Source organism: Microcystis panniformis FACHB-1757 (genome assembly GCF_001264245.1).
GTDB classification, from domain to species: Bacteria; Cyanobacteriota; Cyanobacteriia; order Cyanobacteriales; family Microcystaceae; genus Microcystis; species Microcystis panniformis.
The window spans coordinates 167,457-191,755 of record NZ_CP011339.1; the positions used below are offsets into that span (position 1 = coordinate 167,457).

At 44.0% G+C, this 24,299-nt stretch carries 19 protein-coding genes, 1 tRNA gene and 1 pseudogene; 9 read left to right on the forward strand and 12 right to left on the reverse strand.

Annotation, left to right across the window (positions count from 1 at the left end):
• Nucleotides 1-7: 7 nt before the first annotated feature.
• Complete coding sequence (sbcC, locus tag VL20_RS00860; protein WP_052275321.1) at nucleotides 8-3,031, reverse strand: exonuclease subunit SbcC; 3,024 nt, start codon at nucleotides 3,029-3,031, stop codon at nucleotides 8-10.
• A gap of 19 nt (nucleotides 3,032-3,050) precedes the next feature.
• Here sbcC and VL20_RS00865 point away from each other — a divergent pair, with 19 nt between their 5' ends.
• Entirely contained in the window at nucleotides 3,051-3,266 is a 216-nt protein-coding gene (locus tag VL20_RS00865; RefSeq protein WP_158499308.1) for an isopentenyl pyrophosphate isomerase, read from the forward strand.
• Nucleotides 3,267-3,431: 165 nt separating this feature from the next.
• On the opposite strand, the gene VL20_RS00870 is transcribed toward VL20_RS00865, so the two are convergent.
• Nucleotides 3,432-3,881, reverse strand: coding sequence for a type II toxin-antitoxin system VapC family toxin (locus tag VL20_RS00870; RefSeq protein WP_052275323.1), 450 nt, complete (start codon nucleotides 3,879-3,881; stop codon nucleotides 3,432-3,434).
• Nucleotides 3,881-4,108 (reverse strand): hypothetical protein, encoded by a 228-nt coding sequence (locus VL20_RS00875; protein ID WP_052275324.1) that lies wholly within the window; start codon nucleotides 4,106-4,108, stop codon nucleotides 3,881-3,883. The genes VL20_RS00870 and VL20_RS00875 overlap by 1 nt, the downstream gene beginning before the upstream one ends.
• A gap of 209 nt (nucleotides 4,109-4,317) precedes the next feature.
• Between VL20_RS00875 and VL20_RS00880 the strand changes: the two genes are divergently transcribed.
• Nucleotides 4,318-4,656, forward strand: coding sequence for a rhodanese-like domain-containing protein (locus VL20_RS00880; protein ID WP_052275325.1), 339 nt, complete (start codon nucleotides 4,318-4,320; stop codon nucleotides 4,654-4,656).
• Between the two features lie 136 nt (nucleotides 4,657-4,792).
• On the forward strand, nucleotides 4,793-5,869 hold the full coding sequence (gene hrcA / locus VL20_RS00885) for a heat-inducible transcriptional repressor HrcA (protein ID WP_008207188.1): 1,077 nt from the start codon (nucleotides 4,793-4,795) through the stop codon (nucleotides 5,867-5,869).
• Here hrcA and VL20_RS00890 read toward each other — a convergent pair.
• Nucleotides 5,856-6,149, reverse strand: coding sequence for a hypothetical protein (locus tag VL20_RS00890; protein WP_002760270.1), 294 nt, complete (start codon nucleotides 6,147-6,149; stop codon nucleotides 5,856-5,858). The two genes, hrcA and VL20_RS00890, sit on opposite strands and share 14 nt — an antisense overlap.
• Before the next feature lie 295 nt (nucleotides 6,150-6,444).
• On the opposite strand from VL20_RS00890, the gene VL20_RS00895 reads away from it, so the two are divergent.
• A complete protein-coding gene (locus tag VL20_RS00895; RefSeq protein WP_052275326.1) occupies nucleotides 6,445-6,840 on the forward strand; it encodes a helix-turn-helix domain-containing protein in 396 nt (131 codons plus the stop codon).
• Between the two features lie 209 nt (nucleotides 6,841-7,049).
• Here the strand turns inward: VL20_RS00895 and VL20_RS00900 are convergent, their stop codons facing one another.
• On the reverse strand, nucleotides 7,050-10,040 hold the full coding sequence (locus VL20_RS00900) for a type ISP restriction/modification enzyme (protein WP_052275327.1): 2,991 nt from the start codon (nucleotides 10,038-10,040) through the stop codon (nucleotides 7,050-7,052).
• A gap of 468 nt (nucleotides 10,041-10,508) precedes the next feature.
• Nucleotides 10,509-10,582 (reverse strand) — tRNA-Pro (locus tag VL20_RS00905).
• 101 nt (nucleotides 10,583-10,683) lie between these two features.
• Between VL20_RS00905 and lipA the strand changes: the two genes are divergently transcribed.
• Nucleotides 10,684-11,559 (forward strand): lipoyl synthase, encoded by an 876-nt coding sequence (lipA, locus tag VL20_RS00910; RefSeq protein ID WP_052275328.1) that lies wholly within the window; start codon nucleotides 10,684-10,686, stop codon nucleotides 11,557-11,559.
• Here lipA and rdgB read toward each other — a convergent pair.
• Nucleotides 11,522-12,115, reverse strand: coding sequence for an RdgB/HAM1 family non-canonical purine NTP pyrophosphatase (gene rdgB / locus VL20_RS00915; protein ID WP_052275329.1), 594 nt, complete (start codon nucleotides 12,113-12,115; stop codon nucleotides 11,522-11,524). The two genes, lipA and rdgB, sit on opposite strands and share 38 nt — an antisense overlap.
• Before the next feature lie 277 nt (nucleotides 12,116-12,392).
• Nucleotides 12,393-12,518 carry a hypothetical protein gene (locus VL20_RS32070; RefSeq protein ID WP_260441302.1) on the reverse strand — a complete coding sequence of 42 codons (126 nt, stop codon included), beginning with the start codon at nucleotides 12,516-12,518 and terminating at the stop codon, nucleotides 12,393-12,395.
• Nucleotides 12,519-12,590: 72 nt separating this feature from the next.
• Between VL20_RS32070 and VL20_RS00925 the strand changes: the two genes are divergently transcribed.
• The gene (locus VL20_RS00925) at nucleotides 12,591-13,034 is read left to right on the forward strand and encodes a molybdenum cofactor biosynthesis protein MoaE (RefSeq protein ID WP_052275331.1); all 444 of its coding nucleotides are present in this window, start codon (nucleotides 12,591-12,593) and stop codon (nucleotides 13,032-13,034) included.
• A gap of 2 nt (nucleotides 13,035-13,036) precedes the next feature.
• Here the strand turns inward: VL20_RS00925 and VL20_RS00930 are convergent, their stop codons facing one another.
• Entirely contained in the window at nucleotides 13,037-14,110 is a 1,074-nt protein-coding gene (locus tag VL20_RS00930) for an AOC03_06830 family ribosome hibernation factor (RefSeq protein WP_052275332.1), read from the reverse strand.
• Between the two features lie 259 nt (nucleotides 14,111-14,369).
• Complete coding sequence (locus tag VL20_RS00935) at nucleotides 14,370-15,932, reverse strand: B12-binding domain-containing radical SAM protein (RefSeq protein WP_052275333.1); 1,563 nt, start codon at nucleotides 15,930-15,932, stop codon at nucleotides 14,370-14,372.
• 276 nt (nucleotides 15,933-16,208) lie between these two features.
• Here VL20_RS00935 and VL20_RS00940 point away from each other — a divergent pair, with 276 nt between their 5' ends.
• From VL20_RS00940 to VL20_RS00950, 3 genes are all read left to right on the forward strand, one after another.
• Nucleotides 16,209-16,352, forward strand: a complete 144-nt coding sequence (locus VL20_RS00940; protein ID WP_002734821.1) for a high light inducible protein — start codon at nucleotides 16,209-16,211, stop codon at nucleotides 16,350-16,352.
• 509 nt (nucleotides 16,353-16,861) lie between these two features.
• Nucleotides 16,862-18,157 carry a Glu/Leu/Phe/Val family dehydrogenase gene (locus VL20_RS00945; protein WP_185237574.1) on the forward strand — a complete coding sequence of 432 codons (1,296 nt, stop codon included), beginning with the start codon at nucleotides 16,862-16,864 and terminating at the stop codon, nucleotides 18,155-18,157.
• Between the two features lie 171 nt (nucleotides 18,158-18,328).
• Nucleotides 18,329-21,061 (forward strand): cation-transporting P-type ATPase, encoded by a 2,733-nt coding sequence (locus VL20_RS00950; protein WP_052278342.1) that lies wholly within the window; start codon nucleotides 18,329-18,331, stop codon nucleotides 21,059-21,061.
• 256 nt (nucleotides 21,062-21,317) lie between these two features.
• Here VL20_RS00950 and pyrC read toward each other — a convergent pair whose 3' ends face one another.
• Together pyrC and VL20_RS00960 are read right to left on the reverse strand one after the other, a co-directional pair.
• A complete protein-coding gene (gene pyrC, locus VL20_RS00955; protein ID WP_052275335.1) occupies nucleotides 21,318-22,352 on the reverse strand; it encodes a dihydroorotase in 1,035 nt (344 codons plus the stop codon).
• A gap of 543 nt (nucleotides 22,353-22,895) precedes the next feature.
• Nucleotides 22,896-24,077: pseudogene (locus tag VL20_RS00960) on the reverse strand (RNA-guided endonuclease InsQ/TnpB family protein).
• Nucleotides 24,078-24,299 lie beyond the last annotated feature (222 nt).

Sequence of the window (24,299 nt, forward strand, 5' to 3'; positions counted from 1 at the left end):
ATTTTTTCTAGGATAATAACATTAATTGAGAACCCTGTTCGGTTTTGCGGACTTCGATGCGATGTTGAAAAGCTTCTTTAAATTGGGGCATATGAGTTACCGTCAAAATACAGGCAAAATCGGCGGATATAGCGTTAATTGCCGCAATTAAGCGCTCGCATCCTTCCGCATCCTGAGTTCCGAATCCTTCGTCAACAATGAGCATTTGTAAGGCTGTTCCGGCTCTTTGTGCCAATAATCTCGCTAAAGCTAATCGAATCGAGAAATTAATCCGAAAAGCTTCCCCTCCTGAATAGGTTTCGTAGGGACGAGAGCCGCGGGTATCACCAATAATAATATCTAAAGTATCGATTAACTTTTGTCGCTGTTTCTTCGTACCTTTACCGCTTTTTTGGGTTAAAAACTGCACATGAAATTGATTACCGGTTAAGCGAGCTAAGATATGATTAGTTTGTGCTTCCAACTCTGGTAAAACATTCTCAATCATCAGAGTTTGTAAACCATTTTTGCCAAAAGCTATGGCTAACTCTCTATAAACTGTATATTGTTTTTTAACTTTAGCTAAATCGCTTTCTTTTTCTATCAGTTGTTTACCTAAAGTTTCCAGTTGATGTAACTTCTCCTCAACCCGACCTTTTTGGGAGAGCAATCCATCAATTATCTGTCTTCGCTGTTGAATATTAGTCGATAACACGGCTATTTCTTGGCGATAGTCAGTCAAAGTACCAATCTTTTGACTAATATTTGCTAACTCCTGATTCAGCTTCTGGCGATCCTCATTTCGCAGCTGTAATCTTTGCTCAATGTCAGCAATTTTAGCAGCTATTTCTGGATAATTTTTTTCTGCTTGTTGCCAATCTTGATACTGTAATCTTACTCCCTGTAATTGTCGGATCAGATTTTGAATATTCTGATGTTCACTGCGATCATAATTTAAGTTTTGAATAAACTTTTCTAAGCGTTCAATTTCCTGTTTAAGTGGGGAATTTTGACCTAGTTCTCGTTTCTCCTGTTCTAGTCTAGCTAGTTGATTAATTAAATTAGGTTTCTCGGCATTGATATTAGCTAAACGACGGTTTGCTTGCTTAAGTTCTGATTCTTGAATTTCTGCCCAACGCCATCTTTTTTCTTCTCCTCTGACTAAAGCATGACTTTGTTCATCATAGTTTAATAGGGCGATTTCTTGATTGACAATTTGCAATTCTTGCTGTAATTCTAGGGCATAATTGCCACTGCTTAAAAGTGCTTCTAACTGGACAAGTATCTCCTCGGTTTTCTCTAGTTCTATTTCCTTTTCTTCAATAGTTTCTAACTTGACTTCCAACTGCACATATTTTTGTTGTAGATTCGATCTTACTGGCAATTCTTGTTTAATTTGGGCTAATTCCTCCCGTAAACGTTTTAAATCTCGATCGCAGTCTGCCATCCCTTCCTGTAGGGACCAGATTTGCTCTTGAATTTGTTCTTGATGTTGATGGGTTTTCCTGATTACCTGATGACGGTGATGACTGTCTAAATTCTGTTCACACAAAGGACAAACCGAATCGGGAATATTTAATTTTTCCAATTTATCAGTTAACTCTAAAAGTTGTTCTTCATATCTTTTCTGCTGCTCCAATAAACTTTTTTTATCCACCTGTTTGAGGGTTTCCTTTTCTTCCACTCGTTCACAATAGGTTTGTTTTTTATCTAGTTCCTTAATTCGTTTGGCTAAATTGAGAGCTTCCTCTCTTAGCAGAGGAATCCGAGCGATTTCTGTCTCTAATTGTTGCCGATTTCTTTGCAGTTGTTCTCGACGAGCATTAATCCTGGCTTTTTCCCGTTCCAACTGCATATTTAGATCAGCTTTTCGGCTATTTAAAGGAGCATATTTTAAAGCTAATCTATCCAATTCCTGAAGACGTTGACGATGATAATTTAATTTCTCTAATCCTGCTTGAATATCCCCCCCTTGCTCGATAATTTTCTGAGTTTCTTGTTCCTGTCTTTCCAATTCTTCTAAACGAGCGCTCGTTTGTTGGATGGGAAGGGTAAATTCGTTAATTTTTTGCTGTAATTTCTGTTCTAATTGTTGTTTATCATACTGGGCCTGTTGCCAAGCTTGTAATTGACTTGACAAACTTGCCTCTTTCTGGTCTAAATTGATTAGGCGCTCGTGTGCAGTAATAATGTCATTTTTGCGATGAAGAATAGTCCTAATTTGATTTAATTGATTGTCTAGACTAACTTTTTCCCGGTCTAATCTCTCGATTTCTGCTAATAAAGCTCGCTCCTGTTCTCTTTGCCACTGCAGCTGTTTTTCCCAATTCTGACGCTGATTTTCTTCCCCTTGCAGTTGCTGTAAACGCCGATTATTTACCTCTTGTTCTTGATTAATTTGGTTAATTTGGCTGCTTAACTCTTGCAGGTGTTCTTGATAAGAATTTTTCTCCTGAAGACGGAGTTTGATAGTTTCTACCTGCTGCTCAATCTGGAGGGACTGTCCATCAAATTGTTTCGATATATCCTTGGCTTTATTTGCTAAAATTTCATAGCGATCAAGTTGTAATAATTCTGCTAAAATCTGTTTACGACCACTGGGAGGCTGTTTCATAAACTCGTCCGCTTGTCCCTGTCGTAAATAAGCAGAATTAATGAAAGTTTTATGGTCTATTTTTAGATAAGTATTAATCTGTGCTTGGGTATCTTTAATACTTTTACCCGATAAAGGACGAAAACTTTGATCATTAATCACCTGAAAATCTAAACCAGAAGCTTTCCCCCCCCGGTGACGACTACGGATAATTTTATAGATTTCTCCCCCATAACTAAACTCGAAATCTACCCGCGCATAATCGCTGCCCGCATGAATCACATCATCACCAATCGAGACGCGACTTTCCCCCCAAATTGCCCAAGTAATTGCTTCGAGTAAAGAGGATTTTCCTGCACCATTGGCACCACAAATACAGGCAGTATGTAATCCGCGAAAATCTAGCACTGCCTCGCGATAACTGAGAAAATTTTTTAGGGTTAATTGTAGGGGAATCATAAGCTGGGGAAGTGGGGAAGTGGGGAAGTGGGGAAGTGGGGAAGTGGGGAAGTGGGGAAGTGGGGAAGTGGGGAAGTGGGGAAGTGGGGAAGTGGGGAAGTGGGGAAGTGGGGAAGTGGGGAAGTGGGGAAGTGGGGAAGTGGGGAAGTGGGGAAGTGGGGAAGTGGGGAAGTGGGGAAGTGGGGAAGTGGGGAAGTGGGGAAGTGGGGAGAATACAGTACAACTTAAAAATTAATCAGAGGATAAAAAACCGGGGAAAAGATAGTTTCAGCGCAATACATCTGGGTGAATCTATTCGGTATCAATAACTCCCTCCTGCAATAACCTCTGATCAAAGCTTAACTGAAATCCAGCCGGGGGCAAATGCGCTTTTTTCTGTTCCCCAGAATTCCCCTCACCATTAGGGATTAAGTAAGTCTTGCGGCTGAAGGATGATGATATTAGGAAGGGGAACAAAGTCATCAGGATTAAAGGTTAATAAATGAGTGATACTATGAGCTTTCATAACAGCCAGAAGCCTAATATCGTGAGTTCTTTTTCCCTTGATGTTATAGTCAGTGACTAATTGAAACCAAAGGGGAAATATCTCTGGCGTTTCTTCGAGGACAGTGAATCTGGTTAGAAATTGATTGATTTGATTTTTAGTTCTTTCAGGAGTCCAGCCTAACCCATTAACCTCAGTAGGACGGGTGGCAACTACCCAAAACTCAATGATAATTTGTGAGGTCAAGCAGCATTTATGTCCTTGCTCTATTAAGATATAGGTCGCATCTCTTGCTAAGGCATAATTAGCGGAAATTCGGTCACTCAGCCTGAGTAAAATATTGGTATCAAATAGATATTTAGCCATCAGTCATAGATAGTTTCACGCCCTAAGGCTTCATCGGGTAATCCGGGGGTATCCTTGGGTTGACTTTCCAGAAATTTTAGCCAATCTTCTGCTTTTTCGTGGGAGGTCATCTCTGCAATTTTTGGCGAAGTTATCTGAGTTAGAAATTGGCTGAAGTTTAAGACTTCTTGTTGTTTTTCTAAAGGAAGTTTTCGCAAGTTTTCGATAACGGCTTGTTCAATATTCATCGAAATTCAGCTTGTCGATTAATCGGCGTACTAAAAAGCATCAATCTCTTCAATACCTGCCGTTTCCCCATTATATCACCCCCCCGCTCTGGCACTGACCAAATCCCCCCACTTGGCTGGGATATTATTCCTACGCAAGTCCCTAACCGCTCAGGGTCCCTCGATTTGCTACTCTAAAGGAAAGATAACCGATTCTTAAAACCAAATCTATGAGCATTCCCGAAATTAGCGTCCATGAACTCGCTCTCCGTTTAGCCGATCATGATCCTAATTTACAACTTATTGATGTGCGCGAACCAGAGGAAGTTGCGATCGCATCTGTAGCCAATTTTACCATTTTACCCTTGAGTCAATACCAAGAATGGTCGCCCACTATTGCCAGCCAATTCAACCCCCAAGCGGAAACCCTCGTTATCTGTCACCATGGCATGAGATCCCTGCAAATGTGCCAATGGCTACAAAGTCAGGGTTTTACTAATGTTAAGAATATTAACGGTGGCATCGATGCTTATTCCCTCCTCGTCGATCCTAATATTCCCCGTTACTAATTTTCATGGCCACCATCGGGAAAAGAGAGAGGCAAACTATCCCCTTTCTCACCATGGATTACTGATAACTGATAACTGATTAAGCGTTATACTGTCTAAAAAAATGTTATAAATCTTTTGTTAAGATTATTCCCCTATGTCCGCTAGAACCCATCTCAGTGATCGCTATCAACATATCTTAAAGGCGACAATCCAACATTATATCGCCACGGCCGAACCGGTTGGCTCGAAAACTCTACTTGATGAGTACAAGTTTACTGTTAGTTCCGCCACGATTCGCAATGCTCTCGGTAAACTGGAAAAAGAAGGTTTACTCTATCAACCCCACACTTCCTCCGGACGCATTCCCTCCGATTGGGGTTATCGTCTCTACGTCGATGAGTTGATGACTCCCGATGACCGTATCGGCGAAAAAATCGGCTATTATCTGCATCAAAACGCTAAATCTCCCGCTTGGAGTCTCGAAAGTCTGCTGCAACGGGCCACCCAACTTTTAGCCGGTTTAAGCGGTTATATCGCTATCGTTACCCTCCCCCACACCCTCACCAATACCCTGCGTCATCTGCAATTAGTCCCCGTCTCGGACCGGCAGATCATGTTAATTATTGTTACAGATAGTTTACAAACACGCTCGGTTATGATAGAAATTCCTGAGTCTATGGCAACGGACAAGAAGGATGGATTAGCAGAAGAATTACAAATCCTCTCTAATTTTCTGGGGGAAAAATTAAAGGGTTATTGCTTGGCAGATTTAATTAACCTCGATTGGCAGCAAATCGAGCGAGAATTTACCCGTTATACCCATTTTCTCCAACAATTAAGCCAGGAAATCGGCGCTAGTCTCCAATCCACTGCCACCCCAGAAATTATCGTCCATGGTGTCGCTGAAGTCATTCGACAGCCCGAATTCGCCCAATGGCAACAAGTACAAATGTTACTGCATCTATTGGAAGCAGAACAGGATCGCCTTTTACCCCTGATTTTACAAAGACCAGAACCGGAAAAATCAGCTAAAAAAGTCAAAATCACTATTGGTTCCGAAAATCCTCTGGAATCCATGCGCCCTTGTACTCTTATCTCCGCTTTTTATAAACAGGGAGATACTCCCGTCGGTAGTGTTGGCATTATCGGACCGACGCGAATGTTATACGAAAATACTATTCCCCTGGTGGAATCCACCGCTAACTATCTCAGCGAGGCTATAAGTAAGTAGATATCCCCCGCAAAGGTTCGGGAATGGGACAATCGACAGTAAACTCTAAAATTGTCTCACCATCCCCCAAATAGCCAGAATTGGCAAAACAGAGCAACATCCGCACCAGCGCCACCCACACCTCCGCATCGAACTCCCAATCCTGTCCCCGACGCGCTCCACAGGCGATCGATTTTAGCGCCCAAAAATAACTATTTCTCACCACTGAGCCGCCTTTTTTGTAAACCGGTACATCCTCATGGTGAATATAAAGAATATCATCTTTAGCGATCGCTCTCATCGGTGGCTAGGAAGGTTGCAGGAATTTTCAGTTGACTGTCCTAGATAATAACATCTTTAGCGATCGCTTGCGTCGCGCCAGAAAACCCACTAAGCTAAGACGCATCTTAACCGCCTATCCTTAGATTAGCTGAATCTCCCCTTACCCCCCGATGTGGGTGGTAGGGTTGATTCATGAATCAACCCTACCTTGAATCAACCCTAGGGGTTGGGGGGGTAGAGTTGCCTCGTCTCAATTTTCTTTCTTTCTCACAAATATGAAGTATAATGTCATCGATAGCTAAACCGCAGTAAAAATGAAATCCTATCCAGTAGAGTTCCGTCAGAAAATCCTCGACTGTTACTATAACGAACCCATCTCTCAAAGACAATTAGCGAAAAGATTCTGCGTAACCCTGAGTTTCGTACAAAAGCTGTTGAAACAATATCGAGAAACGGGAGATGTTCGACCAAAGACTTATCGATGTGGACGTCATTTAAAACTCACTCCAGAACAAATGCTCGTCCTCGGTGAGTTAATTGAGGAAAATAATGACGCAACTCTAGCTGAACTATCGAAACTATTCCTAGAAAGAACTGGTATAGTGTTAAGTGTGGCGACAGTGGCAAGAATAGCCGAACGCTTGAGAATAACCCGCAAAAAAAACTCTACACCCACCCGCACAAGAGACAGAAAAACTACAACAACTTAGACAAGAATAGAAAGTAAGTGGGTGGGTGGAATTAAATATAAGATGAACGTAGGTTGGGTTGAAGCATGAAACCCAACGCCCGCTCATGTTACGCTACCGCTAACCCATCCTACAAATAATTGTGCCTCCCTACTTAGGGTTTGCGGCAAAAAGTTTTTCTTGGAGGCAGGGTGTAGAATGTAGAATAAGATTTCCCGGAAGCAATCTTTTTAATGTCTCATCGCTTCTATTATTTTCATGGTTTCGACGCTGACAGTGCAGACTCGTTGTAATAAGTCAATTACTGTTTCTTTATAATCGACGAAGCGATAATTATTAAATCTTTCGGCGATGGTTTGATCTTTGGGTTTCTTTTCCTTATATTGATCTAATATCCATTCTAAGGCCGAACGATTACCGAGTTTATATTCCCAAGCAATTTTGGGAATATCTTGTAGGAAAGTGATATCATCGAGGTTGATAGAATTTTTTTCTCGGTCGGCTTTTAGTTTAGTTTTTGGTTTGAGGTTATTATTAGTATCAATGCGAGTTAGTGGGTAGGGTGCGACGGTTTCATAGTTGATGTGTAATTCCATTAGTTTGCTTCCCCATTCTACCCATTGAGAGAAGTTATCATAAAAGGGAAGTCGGGGAAATTCTCGCTTGAGATTTAATTCGTATTTACTGCGATATTCCGGGTAGTGAAGGACTGCATAAGTGTAGTGGAAGATATCGAGTTTGGTGATGGTTTTATCGTTGTAATGTTTTTGGAATTGTTGCAATCCCCAATCGGTGATATTATCGATGCGGTTTCCTTCTTTCTCGTAGTAGTAGAGGGGGAGACATTGAGTTTTTTCAAGTGTATCTAAACCAATTAATAAATCACAGGAAAGACAATGAAAAGGCTTGCTTGAACTAATGCCAGAAAAAGCTATTATCTTATTAAAAGACTTTAGATCTAATGAAAACATCTCGTAATGGTTTTCTGTCAATCGATGATTAAATAATTTTTCTGTGTATTGAAATTGCTTAAAATAAGGTCTATATAGAGATAATTGAATTAAATTATCATCGAAATCAGACTTTATTCGAGATTTCCAGAAATTCTCTAAAGAAGAACTCCACTTTATTGAAAAGTCTTGTAATTGATTTTCAACAGAGTAATTGTATTTTTCAATGAAAAAACTAATCTTATTTATTAAACTCTCTTTGAGAGAATCATATACCCACTCATCTCGATTGGTTACTACACCCAATGAAAACAACTTAAACACAGCTTTCTCAGACTTGCCACTTTTGACATCCTTATCAATCAAGGGTAGCAGTTGATAAAAGTCATTATCTGATTGATTGAGCCAATTATGTTTTTTATCTGGGATGATATGCTCAAAATCAAGCTGATTAAGTTTTGTCGATGACAAAAACTCTAATTTTTGCGCTGCTGTATCCAATTCAGGACGGCGAGTATATAAAATTCGACAAGGAAGATTATTACTTTCTCGCTTCACCATTAAACTAATCGCCACCCCCGTCTGAATACCGAAAACATTATGAGTTGTCCCTGAAAGTTTAGGATTTTTCCTGACATTACCACCTAAATCAATGATATAAATTTCACTAAACTCATTCTCTACTACTTTTCTAAATCCATCATAAGCCAACGCATCGATAAAAGAAGAGTTAGTAATAAACGCTATTATACCATTTTTATTTAATCGATCCGAAGCCCAACGAATAAAACGAGTGTACATATCATAGACGACAATTTGATTCTGTGCCTTACCTTCTTTGACATAACTATATTTAATGCGCTTGTCAATCTCTTCATAACTTCGATTTGCATTACCTTGATTAAAATTATCCTGCTTGGCATTATAAGGAGGATTACCAATAATTACAGAAATATTGCGGTCATTTTGATTTTGAATGCGTTGGGTATTCTCCACCGACATGGCAAATAAATCCATCTGCTTGAGATGAAAAGCAGCATGGTCCAGGGTATCCACAAAACAGATATGCTCAAACTCCTCATACTCACCCATCTTCTGCTTGTAGGTGAACTCAATATTCAAATTCGCAATATAATAAGGCAGAATTGCCACCTCGTTACAGTGCATCTCATGCTTATACTTGTACCGTAACTTATCCTTCGGTAAATACTCAATCAACTCCGTTATAAAAGTTCCTGTCCCCGTCGCCGGATCTAAAATTTCTACTCCTGGATCCGCCAACAACTTACCAAAATGCTTGTGGACTAAATAATCGACACTTTCAATCATAAAACGGACAATTTCATTGGGTGTATAGACAATTCCCAACCGGTCCGCCGCTTTCGGATTGTATGCTTTATAAAAATTCTCATAAATCGCCTTGAGAAACTTCTGCTTCTCGTGGTGGTTATAAATATTCGCCGCCGTCCGCCGAATTACTGCATAATAACGTTCAATAGTCCCTAAAGTATTGCGCTTAGTATTACCAGTAAAGAAAGTTTCAATCACTCCCTGTAATTCCCTAGCGATATTATTTTCCCGGTGAAACTGGGACTCATTAAAAATATTGATAAAAATATCCTCTGTCAGAATATGCTGAATAATCATCTCTCGCACATCTTCCAGACTAATTTCTGGATTGATTGACTTGCGACAAATCTCTAAAAATTTGTCCCGCGCTGTCACAAAATTCCGATTCGTCTCCGACTGTCGCGCAATTAAACCCCGCAACGCTTCTAAAATTGTTGGTAAATCTTCCTTAAAACTATCAATTGCCTCTCGAAAATCCTCAACCTCCGGACGTACATAATTGATAAAAGCATTAATAATCCCATCCAAAGCCTCATCATCGCGCATGGAGACGCGCAGTCTTTCCTCTCCTCCTTGAATTAAAACCGCCGTCTGGGAATCTTCAAATAAAATATTGTCATTGGGGTAGCCTTTCGCCAACTTCTTCTCAATTTCTTCATCTAAATTATCGTATTGATCCTTACTTTCCCAATATCCCCAATCTAACCGTAAAGCATCCTTTACCGTCCCGTCAGGATAGACAACTTTTCCCGACTTAGTGCGATAATCCAACTCCGGAATTAACAAAAAATCCCGCGCCTTGCAATAGTCATTTAATAAATTCTGAAAAGCGACTCTAATCGAAGTTTCCTTGCGACTGCCGCCATATTGGACAATCTTCTCAACTTCCGCCTGATACTGGCTGATTAATAATCTAGACATGGGCTTAGAGGAGGTAAATAAGTAGTTATAATCAAAGAGAAGATAGATTTTGGACTCTGATCCCCTGCCCCCCTTATTAAGGGGGGTGCCGATAGGCGGGGGGATCTACCCTTATTAAGGGGGGTGCCGATAGGCGGGGGGATCTACCCTTATTAAGGGGGGTGCCGATAGGCGGGGGGATCTACCCTTATTAAGGGGGGTGCCGATAGGCGGGGGGATCTACCCTTATTAAGGGGGGTGCCGATAGGCGGGGGGATCTACCCTTATTAAGGGGGGTGCCGATAGGCGGGGGGATCTACCCTTATTAAGGGGGGTGCCGATAGGCGGGGGGATCTACCCTTGATAAGGGGGGGTGCCGATAGGCGGGGGGATCTACCCTTGATAAGGGGGGTGCCGATAGGCGGGGGGATCTACCCTTGATAAGGGGGGTGCCGATAGGCGGGGGGATCTACCCTTGATTGTCTTTAATCGGGATGACAGGATTCGAACCTGCGGCCCCTTCGTCCCGAACGAAGTGCGCTACCAAGCTGCGCTACATCCCGAAAATTTTCAGCTAAATCATCATAGCATATTCGGCCTTGAGTGGGTCGAGACTTGCTAGGATATTACAGATATAGGCAAAAATTATCGGAGTAGTTCAGGCGTGACGGTCAAACCAGAGTGGTTACGGGTAAAAGCACCGCAATGGCAGCGAGTCGGCAGTGTTAAGGAGGTTTTACGCGATTTAGGCTTAAATACCGTTTGTGAGGAGGCTTCCTGTCCCAATATCGGCGAATGTTTCCACGCAGGGACGGCTACCTTTTTAATTATGGGTCCTGCTTGCACTCGCGCCTGTCCTTACTGTGATATAGATTTTGAGAAAAAACCCCAACCTTTAGACTCCACGGAACCCCTGCGACTAGCGGCAGCCGTGCAACGTCTCGATCTTAATCATGTAGTGATCACTTCTGTCAATCGCGATGATTTGGCTGATGGGGGTGCTAGTCAATTTGTCCGTTGTATCGAGGAAATTCGCCGCATTTCCCCAAAAACCACCATCGAAGTGCTGATTCCCGATCTTTGTGGCAATTGGCAGGCTTTAGCTTTAATTCTTGCCGCTAAACCTGAAGTTTTAAACCACAATACCGAAACTGTCCCCCGTCTCTATCGTCGCGTGCGTCCCCAGGGTGATTACCAGCGTTCTCTAGAATTATTGCAGCGCGCTCGCGCCATTGTTCCCGCTACCTACACAAAATCGGGCATTATGGTGGGATTGGGGGAAACCGACGAGGAAGTGCGGCAAGTGATGGGCGATTTAAGGGCCGTCGATTGTGATATTCTCACCATCGGGCAGTATCTGCAACCATCGCCAAAACATCTCGGTGTGCAGGAATTTATTACCCCTGAACAGTTCCAAGCTTGGCGCGAATACGGTGAGTCCCTGGGATTTTTACAAATTGTTGCGAGTCCCTTGACAAGAAGCTCTTATCATGCTGAACAAGTCAGAGCCTTGATGAATTTGTACCCGCGAGAGTCTTGAGATGGGGCAGCAATTGCTGAAAAGCTCGTCCTCGGTGGCTAATTTTTCTTTTTAATTCGGGAGACATTTCCGCAAAGGTTAAAGCGTATTCGGGAACATAAAAAATCGGATCGTAACCAAAACCACCTTTACCCCTAGGACTGGTGAGAATTTCTCCCGTACAGATTCCTGTGGCGCTCAAGGCAATCTCACCATCGGGACGTGCGATCGCAATTACACAGACAAAACGGGCCGAACGATCTTGATTATCTCCTAATTCTCTGACGAGGCGATCGATTCTTTCTCGATCATTTTTACCATAGCGGGCCGAGTAAATCCCCGGGGCATTTCCTAACCCGGTTACTTCCAATCCCGAATCATCAGCGATCGACCATTCTCCCAATGTTAGGGCAATTTGAGCAGCTTTTAAATAGGCATTTTCGGCAAAAGTCGCCCCGGTTTCCTCTATCTCTAAATCATCGGGTTTTAACTGCAATTCTAGGTCGATATCGGTTAAGTATTCCCCTATCTCTGCTAATTTACCCGGGTTACTCGTGGCTAGAATTAATTTTTTCATCGAAAATAATCGGTTGGAAACCCCGGCCTAAAAGGACGGCTTGACGTTGAGAATATTTCACTATACACTAAAGCCACAGTGAAAACTTTTAACTCCCTGACTGCTTTGGATCGGACGGACATTTCCCCCTGATTATTGCCAGGATTAAAGTTAAGAATGGGTTCCTTAAAATTCCCATTGACTGAAAGACTCAAAGACAAACAGATCAAGGAATTACAAATACATCCAAAATACTCGGCTCGCTGGTTTGACAGCAATTGTCTTTTTGAAAAAATTTTCACCACCAGAGATGAAAGAGGTTTCCTTCCCCACACCCCACACCCCACACCCCACTCCCTACACCCCACTTCCCCACTTCCCAATTCATAATTCCCACTTCCCCACTCCCCACTCCCCAATTCATAATTCATAATTCATAATTCATAATTCCCATCTCCCCACCCCCCCCACACCCCACTTCCCCATCACCTCATCCATGACACCAGATAGTTTTCGCGTCAGTTTTGCTCCCTTATCTTTGCCGGAAGTATATCAATTAGCCGACGATGGGGCTAATGGTGCTGTTGTACTAATGAGTGGCACTGTACGGGAGCAAACCGACGGTAAACCGGTTATTTGTCTTGATTATCAGGCCTACGAACCCATGGCGATCGAGGTTTTCCGGCAAATTGCCGGGCAAATTCGGCAAACCTGGCCTGATACCAATCGAGTTGTCATTCACCATCGCACCGGTAAGCTACAAATCGGGGAAATTAGCGTCTTAGTAGCGGTGGGTTGTCCCCATCGAGGGGAAGCTTTCGCAGCCTGTCGTTATGCTATTGATACTCTCAAGCATAATGCCCCCATCTGGAAAAAAGAATACTGGTCTGATGGTTCTAGTCAATGGGTTAGTATTGGCGCTTGTGAAACGGAGTGTTAGGTCTAATAACGTAAAATCAAGGCGATTTTTTGGTAATCGTTCAAGGAGTCCTCCTCGACTAAAGCTACACGTCCTCCCTTGGCCAATACCGCTTCGATAATTTCATCCACTGCATCATCGATTACCTCCGTACCACCGACGTTTTCCACCAGCACTAATTCACCGTTTTCGCTTAAAACTGCGGGTACATGGTAATTTTTCTCCACTAATAACAATTTTCCTCGACCTTCCTGCGCTAAACGCCACACTTCTCCCAGGGTAGAGATAACTTTTTGAGCGCTGACTGCCGCATCCAAAGCTTGCAGAGCTTCAGTTTTTTGAGTCTGACGCACTGACTGCATAATCGGCAATACCTGTGGAATTAATTCTGACAGTGAGGTTTTGTCAAAATTGCCAGTTAAAGTGCCAACAATTGCTGATGTGTACTGTGAAACTTCTTGAAAGAAGGAAATTTGACGAACCACTCCACCCACAATCAAAGGGGAAGAATCATCAATGTATTCACCCAGAGCATTATCTACCTGTTGGAAAAATCGTCGGATTCTATCGTCTAGATAACTGGTATCGGCATCAAAGGGCAGTGGTGCGGTGGCCCCCGGTCCGGTCATTTCTAAGGGAAAATTCTGATCGCGAATTTCTTCGAGAGTTTCTCCTGTAGCTGAGATTAAACGAGTAGAACCCTGACTTAGTAGTAACAGCCAATAGGGTTGTTCTCGATGTAATCCATAAACTAAATCCCGTGTAGCAAAGGTTTTATCGATGATAACTCTTGCCTGGACAGAAAAAGGCAGGTTATAAAGCTTGGCAATATCCGGGCCAATGTAGAGAGCTAATCCATCTAGAGTATAAGGATAATCTATTTCAGCCACTAGATTATCGAGGCGATCGAACAAAGGTTCGATTTCACGTTTAGAGAATTCTTCCGATAATCGGCGCTTTGCTTCATCGACCAAATTTTTAACGAGAATAGGGTCTTGTTTGTTATCCGGTGAGGTGCGATGGGTGGGTAAGAGAATGGAAAGGGCGGGTATTTGAGTTAGGGATTGTAGTTTCTTAAGTTCTTGACGAGTAATCATTGACTTTCCCTTGATTTATAGGGTTAAGGGGCTAAAAATACTGGCTTTATCAAGATTTTACGATTTATTCAGTATTCAAGCTAACATTTTAGGGAAAAAATGTAATTATATCTAGAAAATTAAGAATTTATACTGAATTGCTTTGGTAGAGATTGAGGGAATTTTTAACCAGAAAATAGGAATATTATTGATTTATTGATCGTCCACCATCAGGACAGAAAATATTAAGGATGGGCTTATTTACCCATCCTCGGAATAATTAGGCCGCTATGGCGGTTTTTTCCGCTATTAATGCCTCTTGGCGTTGGAATTCGGCTAATTGTGCCGTAATTTCATCCCGGACAATCTGACGGTATTCCAGGAAATGCTCGTTGTGGGCGCAGACAGTGATATAGTGTTCGGCATTGGCGGGATTATGGCGCAAAATACCGAATAAATTCTGCCAGAATTTCCAGCGAGTGGAACGTTTAAAGCCCTGTCGCCAGATAATTACCCCTAGGGCATAGAGATCGGCCCGGCGAGGCAGTTTAAAGGCAGGTTTAGCTTTAGGTGCGCCTAATTTCAGGAAACAGCGATAGGTGCGATCGAGAAATACCTCCGGATCGTACAATGTCCAGAAGGCTTCAATATATTCTGTGGCAATATCTTCGATCGGCCGGGTGGGAACGAAATTCATCAGGGTACTTTGGTTAATGTCCTGTTTCCCCGTTAATCGTAGTCGTCCTTCTTTTTCCAAGCGAGTCCATAGAGCAGTATTGGGTAAAGCTTGTAACATTCCAAATAGAGCCGTGGGAATGGCTGCTTCTTCGACAAAATTAATGATGCGATCGGCCGCTCCTTTTTTCTCGCCATCAAAACCGATGATAAATCCCGCCATAGGGCGCAATCCAGCTTTAATAATCTTTTCTACCGTCTCGGTTAAAGAACTACGGGTATTTTGGAATTTTTTGGTTAATTGTAAACTTTCTTCGTCGGGGGTTTCAATACCTAAAAAGACCGCATCAAAATAACAATCGACCATCATAGCCATTAATTCGGGATCGGCGGCTAAATCCACCGACGCTTCCGTGTTAAACCGGAAAGGATACTGGTGTTCTTCTTGCCAAACCTTTAATTCTTTGAGGAGTAATTTAACGTTGCGCTTGTTACCGATAAAATTATCATCCACCATGAACACGCCCCGGCGCCAACCTAATTCGTAGAGATAATCTAATTCTTTTAATAATTGTGCTGGGGTTTTGGTGCGGGGTTTACGACCGTAGAGAACGATAATATCGCAAAATTCGCACTGGAAGGGACAGCCCCGCGAAAACTGCACCGACATGGAATCATAAGCTTCAAAATCGAGCAGATCGTAGCGGGGGATCGGGGTAATTGTCACATCGGGTTTTTCTGTGGTGCGGAAAACACCCTTGGTTTCTCCTTTTGCCAATGCTTCCACAAACATCGGGATGGTGATTTCTCCCTCATCGAGAATCAGAAAATCGGCCTCAGCAACTTCATGGGGGATAGAAGTGGGATAGGGACCCCCCACGGCCACCAGTTTACCCCGTTGCTTGGCTTCGTGAATTTGCTCGATTAAATCTTGACGTTGGACAATCATGCCGGAAAGAATCACTATTTCGGCCCAGTCCCATTCTGCTTCTGTCACCGCCCGAATATTGCGATCAACCAGTTTAAATTCCCATTCCTGCGGTAAAATCGCCGCCACCGTCACCATACCCAGGGGGGGAAGTAAGACTTTGCGATCAACTAATTCCAGAATTTTGTTATAAGACCAGAAAGTCGGCGGAAAAACGGGATAAATCAGTAAGGCGCGCATATTCACTCCTCGCTCGATGGCGATCGATTCTTGACCTTTCGCTTGATTGTAATCTTTTTCGGTCAGGGATGGGAAAACGGTTATTTAGTCCTAGAACTAAGATCAGGCTTGATTTTCGGCCGCCATTGCCCACCCTTGACCCTACCCCCATAAAAGTTTATGGTCAACATCAATAAAATTTATGTAAAGAAATGTTGCATAGTCTGAAAAGTTATGTTACATTAAATATCAAGCACTTGACTCAAACGCAATTTTCTTATAGGAAGGCAATTCACCATGGATAAGCAAGAAAACAAACTCGGCTTCACCGCTTTCGCTGAAAACTGGAATGGTCGTTTAGCCATGCTCGGTTTCGTTATTGGCGTAGCTACGGAATACTTAACCCACAAAGGCATCCTTGCTCAATTGGGCCTAATGTAATTTCAGCCTCGATTGCTGTGCATCTACAATCATCTTGCATAAATTATCAAAAAAGGGAGGAGCATCGCTCTTTCCCTTTTTTAGTTGCAGGTTGGGGATGGGGGAGTGGGGTGATAGGGAAGTGGGGTGATAGGGAAGTGGGGAGTGGGGAGTGGGGAGTGGGGAGGGAGCATCTCACCTTTGCAATGAGCATAAATACTTAGTAGAAAAATAGGCTTTTCGAGGGTAATTCTTGTTTTAATTCTCCATGTACGCGGTCTTTAAAAGCCTCTATTTCGTTCCAAGACACGATTAAGAGTGGCTTTTAGGCTAAGTATAATTACTCATCGCGTAAGTGAGATGCTCCCAGTGGGGAGTGGGGTAGATGATGTGCCAGAAAATCTCTCAAGTAACCTTGTTTGAGAACACTTGTCGGCAATTCCCGTCCATGGTTAATTAAGAAAAATAAACTGTAGCGAAATATACTGTTTTCCCGTGTTCTAATGGGGATAGATAGGGGGAAAAAAATCATGTCGAAATCACTCTTTACTGATGCCAGCAGTCGCCTAGAACGCGCCCTTAAGTATGTCTCCATTTCCGATGATGCGATCGAGCGGTTAAAATATCCCAAAGCTAGTCTCAGTATCTCCATACCCGTCCGTATGGACAACGGCACTTTAAGAATCTTCCAAGGCTACCGCGTCCGCTACGATGACACCCGCGGCCCCGGCAAAGGAGGGGTGCGCTATCATCCCAACGTCAGCATTGATGAGGTGCAGTCCCTGGCCTTTTGGATGACCTTTAAATGCGCCCTGCTGGATTTGCCCTTTGGTGGGGCTAAGGGCGGTATTACCCTCAATCCGAAAGAATTGTCAAAAGCTGAGTTAGAACGCCTTAGCCGGGGCTATATCGAGGGTATAGCCGACTTTATTGGTCCCGATGTCGATATTCTTGCCCCCGATGTCTATACCAACGAGATGATCATGGGTTGGATGATGGACCAGTACAGCATCATTCAGCGTAAAATTAGTCCGGCGGTGGTGACGGGGAAACCTTTAACCATGGGAGGCAGTCGCGGTCGCGATACGGCGACAGGAACGGGGGCTTTTCATGTTATTCATTCTCTTTTGCCGAAATTAGACAAAAAACCAGCTAATACTACCGTAGCCGTCCAGGGATTCGGTAACGCTGGGGCTGTAGTAGCGGCTCTCCTCGCCAAAGCCGGTTATCAAGTGGTGGCGGTAAGTGATTCCCAGGGCGGCATTTATCGGGAAAAAGGCCTAGATATTGCCAGTATTCGTCAGTATAAACAGGAACATCGCGGGATTACTGCTATTTACTGTCAGGATACCGTCTGTAATATCGTAGAACACGAGGCGATTAGTAATGAAGAATTATTAGCCCTAGATGTGGATGTTTTGATTCCAGCCGCCCTAGAAAACCAAATTACCGCCGAAAATGCCGATCGCGTGCGGGCAAAATATATCTTTGAAGTGGCCAATGGTCCCACTACCTCAGAAGCCGATCGCATTTTAGACTCAAAAGGGATTCTCGTTTTCCCCGATATTCTGGTTAACGCCGGTGGGGTAACGGTGAGTTATTTTGAATGGGTGCAAAATCGCAGCGGTCTTTATTGGCAATTAAACGAGATCAATGAGCGCTTAAAAGAAAGAATGGTGACAGAAGCCGAAAAAGTCTGGTCTTTCGCCCAGGAATTCGATATATCTCTGCGTACCGCCGCCTACGCCCACGCTATTGATCGTCTCGGAGAAGCCCTAGATGCCAAGGGAACCCGCGACTATTATCAAAATAAGACGAGAGCTTAAGGTCGGCAGCAGTCGGTCGTCGGTCGTCGGTCGTCAGTCGTCAGGAAATAAATAGGGTGATAGGGTTTTGGGGTAATAGGGTGATAAGACAGCTTCCCCACTTCCCCACTTCCCCACACCCTGTCCCCAGGAAAAACTTTTTGCCGCAAACCCTAAATATGGTCGAGCATGATGCCAGTTCAATTATCGTTGCCGTTGTATCATCAACTTTCTCAACCAGAGGTGATTGAATACTTGACCAGCGATGGGTCAACGGGCTTATCAGCAGAAGAAGTGGCCAGTCGCTACGAAAAATATGGCCCGAATGAACTGCGATTTAAGCCGGGGAAACCAGCTTGGTTGAGATTTTTGCAGCAATTTCATCAGCCGCTACTCTATATTCTCTTGCTTGCGGGTACTATTAAGGCATTTTTAGGGTCTTGGACGAATGCCTCGGTGATTTGGGGAGTTACCCTGATCAATGCCATTATTGGCTATGTGCAGGAAGCTAAGGCGGAAGGTGCGATCGCTTCCTTGGCCAAAGCCGTAACCACAGAAGCGACGGTGTTGCGAGAGGGACAAACCCTGCGGATTCCATCTCGGGATTTGGTGCCGGGAGATATCGTTTTATTGGTATCGGGGGATAAAGTACCAGCGGACTTGAGGCTGCTGAAAGTCCGCAATTTGCAGGTGGATGAGTCTGCCTTGACTGGGGAATCCTTGCCCGGGTCAAAAGCGATCGAACCCTTACCCGGGGATACGCCCCTAGCAGAAAGGACAAACATGGCCTACGCAGGGAGTTTCGTTACCTTTGGACAGGGCAAAGGGATTGTTGTCTCTACGGCCAATGCCACCGAAGTGGGGCAGATTTCCCAGTCGATGGAAAGCCGAGTCAGCCTTAGCACACCCCTGACCCGTAAATTTGCCCAATTTAGCCGCACCCTACTCTACACAATTTTGACCCTAGCAACCTTGACCTTTACCATCGGGTTAGGACGGGGGAAATCTTGGATCGATATGTTTGAAGCTGCCGTTGCCCTGGCAGTGAGTGCGATTCCAGAAGGGCTGCCGGCAGTGGTAACGATTACCTTGGCCATTGGAGTCAACCGCATGGCCCGTCGTCATGCGATTATTCGTAAACTGCCCGCAGTGGAAGCATTGGGGAGTGCGACCGTCATTTGTTCCGACAAAACCGGAACCCTAACGGAAAATCAAATGACTGTACAGTCCATTTATACCGAGGGGCAATATTACGCCGTTAGTGGTGGTGGCTATAGTCCCAAGGGCGAAATTAGTCTGATTACCGATGGCAACCCTGGCAGCCCATTTGCGGACGAATTGCCCCCGGCCCTAGGGGATTGTCTGGTAGCTGGTTTGCTTTGTAATGACTCCCAGCTAAAACAAACGGGAGAAGATTGGTCAGTGGTGGGGGATCCTACGGAAGGGGCGCTGATTGCGGCCGCTGCCAAAGCAGGTCTCAGTCAATTGGGGCTATTGTCTTTAACCCCACGATTGGATGCAATTCCCTTTGAATCTGAGTACCAATACATGGCAACCTTGCATGATGGCATACCTCGTCTGATCTATGTTAAGGGATCGGTTGAGTCGCTGATGCGTCGTTGTTCCCAGATGATCGATCGCTATGGTCAGATGACTGCGCTGAACGCCGAACAGATCGAGCAAGCGGTAGAAACGATGGCAGAGCAGGGTTTACGGGTGCTTGCCTTCGCCAAAAAAGCAGCGGCGACCCATCAGCATTCTATCGACCATGAGGATATCGAAACAGGCTTGGTGTTTCTAGGATTACAGGGCATGATTGACCCGCCTCGTCCAGAGGCGATCGCTGCCGTTCATGCCTGTCAAACTGCCGGAATTCGGGTCAAGATGATTACTGGTGATCATCTTGTCACGGCGCGGGCGATCGCGGAACGGATGGGCATTAAAACGGCAACACAAGTCTTAGCATTTGAGGGAAAACAATTAGCGCAAATGGATAATCATCAACTGGCCCGAGCGGTGGTCGATGGATCGGTATTTGCCAGGGTTGCCCCTACCCAAAAACTGCAACTGGTGGAAGTACTCCAGTCTCAAGGAGAAATCGTGGCGATGACGGGCGATGGTGTTAATGATGCGCCGGCTCTCAAGCAGGCGGATATCGGCATTGCCATGGGGAAAGGAGGAACGGAAGTCGCCAGGGAATCTGCTGATATGCTCCTCACTGATGATAACTTTGCCTCGATCAAGGCCGCTGTCGAAGAAGGACGCACCGTTTATCAAAATTTACGCAAGGCAATCTCCTTTCTCTTACCTGTCAATGGTGGCGAATCGATGACCATTCTGATCAGTACTTTACTGGCACGAGATTTACCCATCCTCTCCCTACAAGTACTCTGGTTGAACATGATCAACTCGGTCACGATGACTGTTCCCCTGGCCTTTGAAGCAAAATCCGACCGCATTATGCAGTCACCACCACGCAATCCCAATGAACCTTTGATCACCAAAAAACTATTGCGCCGAATTTTGGCTGTTTCATTGTTTAACTGGATTCTAATTTTTGGTATGTTTGAGTGGGCTAAATCGACCACAGGAGATATTGCCGTTGCCCGCACAATGGCAATTCAATCCCTTGTGGCAGCACGGGTTATCTATCTGCTCAGTATCAGCCAATTAGGGATGAGCCTAGTGGACTACCTGCGTCGTCAGTCAACGTCGATTACTAATGCACCGATCCTAATTTTGGGGATTGTGGCTGCTGTTGCCCTACAAATTTTGTTTAGTCAATGGGGGGTGATGAACAGTCTGTTTGCAACGGCGACCCTAACCGGTCATCAATGGCTAATCTGTTTGTTGCCGATGCCGCTCATGGTACTTTGGGCAATTTTTGCCAATGTTATCGATCCTCCTCATTGTCACGGGAAATAACTAGGGTTTGCGGCAAAAAGTTCTTCGTGGGGACAGGGTGTAGGGTGTAGGGTGTAGGGTTTTACCGATTTTCACCTGGTCAATTACCTAATTTTCAGGGAAAAAGTCCCGGAATTTTCCCCCCAATCACTCCAATGGTCGGCACTTTTTGAGGGAAAAAAAGTCTAAAAACCTTATCCAACAAGGTTGTTAGATTTATTCAGCCAGCCCTAACTAATCGTCAATTCTTGACCGCAACTACCAAGACTGGCGGTTTTTATTCCCCTAATTGCCAGGTTATCTCTTCACCCGCTCGTAACGGCACCAGTCCGGATTCGGGAAATGGCAATTCATCGGGAATGCGCCAAGGGGTTTTGTTTAATGTGATTTGTTCGGTATTTCGGGGGAGTTGATAAAAATCTGGACCGTGAAAGCTGGCAAACCCTTCCAGTTGCTCAATTGCATCGACACTCTCAAAAGCTTCTGCGTACAACTCTAGAGCGTGCAGGGCTGAATAACAACCCGCGCAGCCACAGGAACTTTCTTTGCTGTAGCGAGAATGGGGCGCACTATCGGTCCCTAGAAAAAACTTGGGGTTGCCCGATGTGGCCGCTTGCAAAAGCGCCAAACGATGATCCTCTCGTTTCAAAATCGGCAGGCAATAAAAATGGGGACGAATGCCACCGGTAAAGAGAATGTTTCGGCTAAATAATAAATGTTGGGGCGTAATTGTGGCGGCGACATTGTTGTTAGCAGATAGAACAAACTTGACCGCATCGGCAGTGGTAATGTGTTCAAAGACGACCCGCAGTTTCGGAAATCTTGTTATCAGTGGGATTAAGTGCTTCTCAATGAACACTTTTTCTCGATCGAACACATCAATATCACCATCGGTAACTTCTCCGTGCAGTAGTAGCGGCATATCCAGCTGCTCCATGGCCGCAAAAACGCAATCGCACCTACGAAGGTCCGTCACCCCCAAGTCGGAATTAGTTGTGGCACCGGCCGGGTAGTATTTCACCGCTTTGACAAACTGGGAGGCTTTCGCCGCCATGATTTCTTCGGGACTGGTATTATCGGTGAGATAGAGGGTCATCAATGGCTCGAACTGTTGACCCTCTGGAACTGCTGCCAGAATGCGATCGCGATAGGAGGCAGCATCAGCCACCGAGCGCACTGGGGGCTTTAAATTCGGCATGATAATGGCACGGGCAAACTGACGCACCGTATGGGGGAGAACCGCTTTCATTGCCGCACCATCGCGGAGATGAAGGTGCCAGTCGTCGGGTCGAGTGATTGTGAGTCTTCGCATTGTTCAATCATACTACGGTTAGGGTTCCCAACTCACCCAACACAATAAGCTGCCCGCGTATTTAAATTGCTTGTTGAGATGAGGCAAGAGGCAACAGGCAAGGGGCAACACCTCCCCTTGCCCCTTGGGTCGTTTCATTCTCTCTTATATCATTCTCTCAAATCCTTATCTGGCAACGTTTTTAGGCGATTTCTCGGAAATACATAGCTGAAAATTTTTAAAAACGTCGTGCTTTAGACATCTCCAAAAATTATAAGTAGTCATGCAAAATTAATTACCTGCCCGATCGAGCTAAAACCCTTACGGGGCAATGATCGTCATGTGTAAATAATTTTGCCTAGGTACTTAACCCAGTCACAGCTTGCTTTTAGCCTGTGTACTAATTAATAAGTAGTTCGACGGCTGAAGCGTATATCTATCGTTGCTAATTCAATTTCACTGAAAAAATATGAGGCAATTAAAATAATTTTTATTCGGGTAGATTCCTTAACTAGAAAAACTTTTGGTCTTGAGATAATATTAGTCCGAGGTCTTTTGCTTACCTCATAAGCGATTAAAGGTAGCAAAAAAAGAATTAGATTCGGAGAATGAATCAGCCCTAGTGGTTGGGGTGGTTGCTGTTTGCCCAACAGTACCGTTGAGATGATTTACAAAATATTTCAACCCTTTTTTAAGAATGTTGATTGCTGCATTATGATCCCTATCTAAGACTGTTTTACAGTTAGGGCATTGATGAGTTCTAGTGCTTAATGTTTTTTGCACTCTCGTCCCACAAGCTGAACAATATTGGCTAGTAAAATGGGTAGGAACAGCAACACAAACAATCCGATAAATCTTGGCAAAATAATTCAATCATTCAGTGAATTGATACCAAGAAGCATCAGAAATCGATTTGGCAAGCTTATGGTTTTTGACTAAGTTTCTTACCTTTAGAGCCTCATAAACTACCAGATCATTAGACTGGACTAATGCCAAAGCGTCTTTAATGGCTTTGTCTTTACGTTGTCTTAATACTTTAAGATGAAGCCTAGCTACTTTTATCCGTTGCTTGTGATAGTTTTTAGACTGTTTGTTTCCTTGAGGAAACTTTTTGTATAATCGTCGTTGTGCTTTTTTCAGTCGTTTTTCTGACTTTCTTAAATAACGTGGATTCTCTACATTATTGCCTTGAGCATCGGTATAAAATTCCTTTAACCCTAAGTCAATTCCTGTTATTTGTCCCGTTGGTTTACCGTCAGCACGTCTAACAACTCTTACCCGTTTAATCTGTTGCTCTGAATAATAAAATAATGTCTTTTGACTACACCATAAATCAAATTCTCCTGCTTGAAAACCATCAGTAAATCTGATTTTACGTCGATCATCAGATAGTTGGTAGCCTGTTAATTTATACTCAAAGGAACGGTTATGCTTTTTGAACCGAGGAAACCACTTTTCCCCTGGTATCTTAGCATGACAATTCTGATAAAACCTATTAATTGATTGCCAGGCTCTATCAGCAGCCGATTGACGAGCTTGTGAGTTTAATTTATTAACATAAGGTGTTTCTTTATTATTAGCTAGTACCGCACAAAGTTTTTGGAGATCATTGCGGGTTGTCCCTTGATTTGACCCCCAATAACGAACACAAGAATTACGCACAAACTGAGAAGTTATGATAGCTTTATCGAGCCGGTGATATTGCTCTGGTGTTCCGTTTTTTAGCTTTGCTTCTACGACTAGCATCTAACAATCCTCGACCCTTGGCTAAGTTAGGTATAACACAGTTTACCCACAGATGGTGGAATTAAACCGATGCTCCGCGGTTGATATTCTGGTCTGATTTCATCCCCCGCAAAGCTGAGTATCTTCTCGAAAAATGTAGCGGGGGCATTCATCCGACATTTTAGGTAAAGGTCGCCCTTGGTGTCCCGATCCCCCATCGGGATTTTTTCAATTTGCTCGATT

Coding starts and splice junctions, on each gene's coding strand:
- VL20_RS32070 (WP_260441302.1), bottom strand. CDS start 12,518: ATGAATTGGGGAGTGGGGAGTGGGGAAGTGGGAATTATGAATTGGGAA.
- rdgB (WP_052275329.1), bottom strand. CDS start 12,115: ATGAAAAAATTAATTCTAGCCACGAGTAACCCGGGTAAATTAGCAGAG.
- VL20_RS00950 (WP_052278342.1), top strand. CDS start 18,329: ATGCCAGTTCAATTATCGTTGCCGTTGTATCATCAACTTTCTCAACCA.
- hrcA (WP_008207188.1), top strand. CDS start 4,793: ATGTCCGCTAGAACCCATCTCAGTGATCGCTATCAACATATCTTAAAG.
- pyrC (WP_052275335.1), bottom strand. CDS start 22,352: ATGCGAAGACTCACAATCACTCGACCCGACGACTGGCACCTTCATCTC.
- VL20_RS00875 (WP_052275324.1), bottom strand. CDS start 4,108: ATGAATATTGAACAAGCCGTTATCGAAAACTTGCGAAAACTTCCTTTA.
- VL20_RS00895 (WP_052275326.1), top strand. CDS start 6,445: ATGAAATCCTATCCAGTAGAGTTCCGTCAGAAAATCCTCGACTGTTAC.
- VL20_RS00945 (WP_185237574.1), top strand. CDS start 16,862: ATGTCGAAATCACTCTTTACTGATGCCAGCAGTCGCCTAGAACGCGCC.
- VL20_RS00930 (WP_052275332.1), bottom strand. CDS start 14,110: ATGATTACTCGTCAAGAACTTAAGAAACTACAATCCCTAACTCAAATA.
- VL20_RS00925 (WP_052275331.1), top strand. CDS start 12,591: ATGACACCAGATAGTTTTCGCGTCAGTTTTGCTCCCTTATCTTTGCCG.
- VL20_RS00935 (WP_052275333.1), bottom strand. CDS start 15,932: ATGCGCGCCTTACTGATTTATCCCGTTTTTCCGCCGACTTTCTGGTCT.
- VL20_RS00890 (WP_002760270.1), bottom strand. CDS start 6,149: ATGAGAGCGATCGCTAAAGATGATATTCTTTATATTCACCATGAGGAT.
- VL20_RS00900 (WP_052275327.1), bottom strand. CDS start 10,040: ATGTCTAGATTATTAATCAGCCAGTATCAGGCGGAAGTTGAGAAGATT.
- VL20_RS00940 (WP_002734821.1), top strand. CDS start 16,209: ATGGATAAGCAAGAAAACAAACTCGGCTTCACCGCTTTCGCTGAAAAC.
- VL20_RS00880 (WP_052275325.1), top strand. CDS start 4,318: ATGAGCATTCCCGAAATTAGCGTCCATGAACTCGCTCTCCGTTTAGCC.
- VL20_RS00870 (WP_052275323.1), bottom strand. CDS start 3,881: ATGGCTAAATATCTATTTGATACCAATATTTTACTCAGGCTGAGTGAC.
- sbcC (WP_052275321.1), bottom strand. CDS start 3,031: ATGATTCCCCTACAATTAACCCTAAAAAATTTTCTCAGTTATCGCGAG.